The 4,585-nt window shown below is 74.7% G+C and carries 5 protein-coding genes; 1 reads left to right on the top strand and 4 read right to left on the bottom strand.

Annotated elements, in window-relative coordinates:
- The 3 genes from VQ02_RS32915 to VQ02_RS32925 all read right to left on the bottom strand — a co-directional run.
- The coding region (locus tag VQ02_RS32915; RefSeq protein ID WP_048448486.1) for a cytochrome P450 at positions 1–1,228 on the bottom strand (1,228 nt) is incomplete at its 3' end.
- Between the two features lie 15 nt (positions 1,229–1,243).
- On the bottom strand, positions 1,244–2,527 hold the full coding sequence (locus VQ02_RS32920) for an NAD(P)/FAD-dependent oxidoreductase (RefSeq protein ID WP_048448487.1): 1,284 nt from the start codon (positions 2,525–2,527) through the stop codon (positions 1,244–1,246).
- 48 nt (positions 2,528–2,575) lie between these two features.
- Positions 2,576–2,797 (bottom strand): ferredoxin, encoded by a 222-nt coding sequence (locus VQ02_RS32925; RefSeq protein WP_048448488.1) that lies wholly within the window; start codon positions 2,795–2,797, stop codon positions 2,576–2,578.
- A 227-nt stretch (positions 2,798–3,024) separates the two neighbouring features.
- On the opposite strand from VQ02_RS32925, the gene VQ02_RS32930 reads away from it, so the two are divergent.
- Complete coding sequence (locus VQ02_RS32930) at positions 3,025–3,567, top strand: Ros/MucR family transcriptional regulator (RefSeq protein ID WP_048448489.1); 543 nt, start codon at positions 3,025–3,027, stop codon at positions 3,565–3,567.
- Positions 3,568–3,838: 271 nt separating this feature from the next.
- On the opposite strand, the gene VQ02_RS32935 is transcribed toward VQ02_RS32930, so the two are convergent.
- A partial coding sequence (locus tag VQ02_RS32935; protein WP_048448490.1) for a DAK2 domain-containing protein occupies positions 3,839–4,585 on the bottom strand: 747 nt, incomplete at its 5' end.

A 4,585-nucleotide genomic window follows, 5' to 3' on the forward strand; every position in this document is an offset into this window, starting at 1 on the left:
CCAGCAGGAGGCGCTTCGGGCCGCGCAAGGAGGCGCCGGGGCGGTAGGGCGGCGGGTCCTCGGCGAGGCGGGGGGCGCGCAGGCGGGCGGCCAGCGCCGTGAGGGCGGCCTCGGCCTCGATGCGGGCGAGCGGCGCCCCGACGCAGTAGTGCAGGGCGCCGCCGAAGCCGAAATGCTGGTTGTCCTCCCGGTCCGGATCGAAGCGGTCGGGATCGGGGAAGCGCGCCGGGTCGCGGCTGCCGGCGGCGAAGAGCAGCACCAGGGGCACGCCCGCGGGAATCGTGGTGCCGGCGACCGGAATCGGCGCCCGGGTGAGCCGGGTGCGGAAGTGGACCGGCGGCTCGTAGCGCAGCAGCTCCTCGATCACCCGCGGCGCCCGCTCCGGGTCGGCCCACAGGCGCGCGAGCTCGTCCGGGTGCCGCAGCAGGGTCAGCATGCCGTTGGTGATGAGGTTCACGGTGGTCTCGTGCCCGGCGATCAGCAGCAGGATCGCGGTGGCGACGAGGTCGGGGTCGCTCATCCGCCCCGCCTCCGGGTCCTTCTGGGTGGCCAGCCCCGAGAGCAGGTCGTCGGCGGGCGCCCGGCGCTTCTCCCGGATCAGGTCGCGCATGTAGGCCGCGATGGCGTCGAAGGTCTCGGTGTTGCGGGCGCGCAAGCCCGGGTCGTTGCGGCTCTCGGGCTCGAGGGCGGTGGCGAGCTGCGTCGCCCAGCCGTGGAAGCGCGGCTCGTCCTCCCGCGGCACGCCGAGGAGCTCGCAGATCACCGTCACGGGCAGCGGATAGGCGAGATCGTCGACGAGGTTGATGGTGGAGCAGGTCTCGCAGCGCTCCAGGCACTCCGCCACCAGCGCCTCGGTCCGCCGCTTCATGGCCCGCACCCGGGCGACCGTGAACTGCCCCATCACCTGGCGGCGCAGGGCGTCGTGGGCGGGGGGATCGCGGAAGATGAAGGGGCGGTGGCGGTCGGTGATCCAGTCCTTCAGCGGGTTGACGATCCAGTCCTTGACCGGGTTGCCGGTCGGCGGATGCTCGGCCGGCGGCAGGTCCTCCGAGCTGACCCTCGGGTCGTGCAGCAGGGCGCGGATCGCCGCGTAGCCGCTCGCCACCACGGTGCCGTCGTCCTGGCGCGCCACGGGCTGCGCCCGCAGGCGGGCGTAGAGCGGGTAGGGGTCGGCCCGGTTGGCCGGGTCGCGGACCTGCGCGAACAGGGTGCCGTCGTCCTCGTTCATGGGTGACACCTCCGGTCAGGCGGCGCGCGGGGCCGGCAAGCCCGGCGGCACCGGCTTGAGGGCCGGCTGGTCCGCCCCGCCGGTGATGGGCGGGAACGGGGCGGCGGCCCGGATCGGCGCCTCGTAGGCCGGCAGCCAGCGCCCGGCATTGACGGAGACCGCCGCGAGGGTGCGCCCGGCGCGGCCATAGACCGCCAGGAAGCGGCCGGTCCGCGGGTTCCCCTGCGCGATCGCGACCGCGTCGGCTCCCTCGGTGAGGCCGAGGGACTTGATGTTGAGGCCGAACTGGCTCGACCAGAAGGCCGGCAGCTCGGCGTAGGCGCCCGCGGCCTCCGGCCCGTCCAGCATGGCGCGGGCGGCGTGCGCCCCTTGCGCGACGGCGTTGCCCCAGTGCTCCAGGGCGACCGGGCGGCCGCCGTAGAGCGGGTGCGGCCAGCGCGCCACGTCGCCGGCGGCGAAGATCGCCGCCTCGGGCCGCCCCGCGGCGTCGAGGACGCGGCAGGCGCCGTCGCACGACACGCCGCCCGCGTTGGCGGCGAGGCCGGTGCCGGCGAGCCAGTCCGTGTTGCGCACCGCTCCCAGGGCCACCACGACGAGGTCGGCGTCGATCGCGCCGCCGCCGGCGAGCCGGGCGCGCCGCACCCGGCCGGCACCGTCGCCCTCGAGGTGCGTCACCCGGGTGCCCGGCCGGTAATCGACCCCGGCCGCCTGCATCCGCCCGGCGACGAAGCTGCCGACGACGTGGCCGAGCGTCCGGGCGAGGGGCGCCGGCCCCGGATCGACCACCGTGACGGGAAGCCCGAGGGCGCGGATGCTGGAGGCGGCCTCGCAGCCGATGAATCCGGCGCCGAGGATCAGCACCCGCGCGGGCCGGGCCGCCAGGCCGGACGCGAGGGCGGCCGCGTCGTCCCGGCCCCGCAGGGTGTGGATGCCGGAGAGCCGCGCCTCGTCGGCGTTCGGCCAGGGCCGGGCCCGCGCCCCGGTGGCGATCAGCAGGCGGTCGAAGCCCAGGCGCCCGCCATCGGCGAGGAGGAGGGCCCGGCCGGCGCGGTCGAGGCCGGAGACGGGAGTGCCGAGGCGCCATTCGGCGTCGAGACCACGGACGCCGGGCAGGGTGGTGGCGCCGGGCGCGATCTCGCCCGTGAGGACGTGCTTGGACAGGGGAGGGCGGTCGTAGGGCAGGTAGGGCTCGTCGCCTACGAGGATCAGGCGGCCGGCGAAGCCGCGCTGCCGCAGGGCCTCGGCCCCGCGCAGGCCGGCGAGCGAGGCGCCCGCGACGACAATCGTTTCGTTCCTCACGCCAGCTTTTGCCTCACGCCAGGTTTCGCCTCGCACAGAGATGTCGCGTCACGCCGAGATTCCGGCCGCCGCAGGCGCGTCGCCGTGCTCGACCCTGATGGCGCGGACCGGACAGGCCTGCACCGCGCGCTCGACGGCCGCCCGGTCCCGGTCGGGCGGCGCCGGGTCGTAGACCAGGATCTCGTCGCCCTGCAGGACGAAGCGGTCTGGGGCCGCGTAGCAGCACTGGGCGTAGGCCTGGCAGCGGTTCAGGTCGACGACGACGCGCATCCACGCTTCCCGGGGTGTCCACCGGGAGAACCGCGGCCGCGAGACCGGGTTCCGGACCGGCGTCCGGACCGGTCCAGCGCATGGACGTGAACCCGCGGCGCCTGTTATGTCAAAGGCCCGATTCCCCTGAGAGAGCAATTTTTATAAACAAATAATCCTTGCATTTTTTATCAATATGAACTTAAGGATAACCGACCGAGGTGAATGAATCCCCAGAGCGCGCCGGCATGGACGAAACCGCGAACACTCACGATCAGATTGTGACGCTGACGGCAGACATCATTTCTGCCTATGTCAGCAGCAATCATCTGCAAAGCGGCGATCTGCCGAAGCTGATTTCCGACGTTTATGGCGCGCTGAACGAGATGGCGCAGGGCAGCAAAGCTCCGCCGGAGCCGGCCCACCCCAAGGCGACGGCGAGCGAGATCCGCCGCTCGATCACGCACGACTTCCTGATCAGCTTCGAGGACGGCAAGTCCTACAAGACGTTGCGCCGCCACCTCACCTTGCGGGGCCTGACGCCCGAGGCCTACCGCCAGAAATGGGGCCTGCCCCATGACTACCCGATGACCTCGGCGAGCTACTCGGAGCAGCGCTCCGAGCTGGCACGCTCCCTCGGTCTCGGCCAGCAGCGCCGCCGCAGCGCCGCGCGGACCGAGGAGGCCCCCATCGGGGCGGCCGAGGCCCCGGCCGCCCCGCCCGAGCCGGAGGTCGCCGCGGCCGAAGCCCCGGCCGAAGGAAAGCCCCGCCGCGGCCGCCGCGGCGGCTGAGGCGCCGAGGCTCGGACCACGGGCGCATCCGTCCGGCGCGCCTTCGAACAGCCCGGCAGAGCCGACGGTGGGCTCTGCGGGGCATCTCGCGTTGGCGGGTCTATGACCGTCGAGGAAGACCTCCGGCTCCGCCCTCGACGTCTCGCCAAATCGTTAGCCGGCGAGAGGCCGCGGCCGATGGCCGGAAGCCCGGGACGGACCGGCGGCTCCGTCGTTCCGAAGCCCTTCCCGGAAGCGCGGCCGCCACATCAAGGCCTCGGGCCGACGTATTTCAATTCGATGCTTCGTCCTGGCCGGCGGAGCGATGCAGCGCCGCGAAAGCCCGGGCCACCGCGACGGCGCCCGGATCCTCCACGCCCGCCAGGTCGGCGGCGGCGAGGTAGCTCGACCGGCCCGTGCCGGCGCGGGTCATCCCGGCGGTGGCGGCCGCTCCTGCCTCGGCCGCCCGCGCCGCCGCCGCGAGGCCGCCTGCGGGCAGGGCCTCGACCGCCGGCACCAGGGCGTCGAGGAGGGTGCGGTCGCCGGGCCGCGCCCCGCCATGGGCCTGGAGCCGCTCCACGCCCCGGGCGAGGGACGCGGGCCAGGCCGCCCCCTCCGCGAGGGCCGAGCCTGTGGCGGCGAAGAAGATCGACATGAGGACTCCGCTCGACCCGCCGGCCACCCGGGCGAGGCGGTCGGAGAGGGCGCGGCAGAGGGCGGCGGGCTCGGCCTGCGGCAGCCGGTCGAGGTCGGCGAGCACGGCCCGGGCCGCCGACGCGAAGGTGGTGCCGGTGTCGCCGTCGCCGACCCGGGCGTCGAGGGCGTTGAGCTCGTCCTCCGCCGCGATCAGCGCCGTGCCGATCGCGGTGATCGCTCCCGCCATCGCGGGATCGCGCGAGGGCACCGCCTCGGGCCCCCGGACGAGGCGCGCGGGCAGGGGGCGGGTGTCGGGCGGGGCCACGGCGATGGCCCGCGGCCCGGCCGGCACCTCGGTCGCGCCGGTCAGCGCCGCCTCGGTCGCGGAATCGAGGGGCATGAC

Origin of the sequence: Methylobacterium variabile, assembly GCF_001043975.1 — a bacterium.
In the GTDB taxonomy this organism is placed as follows: domain Bacteria; phylum Pseudomonadota; class Alphaproteobacteria; order Rhizobiales; family Beijerinckiaceae; genus Methylobacterium; species Methylobacterium variabile.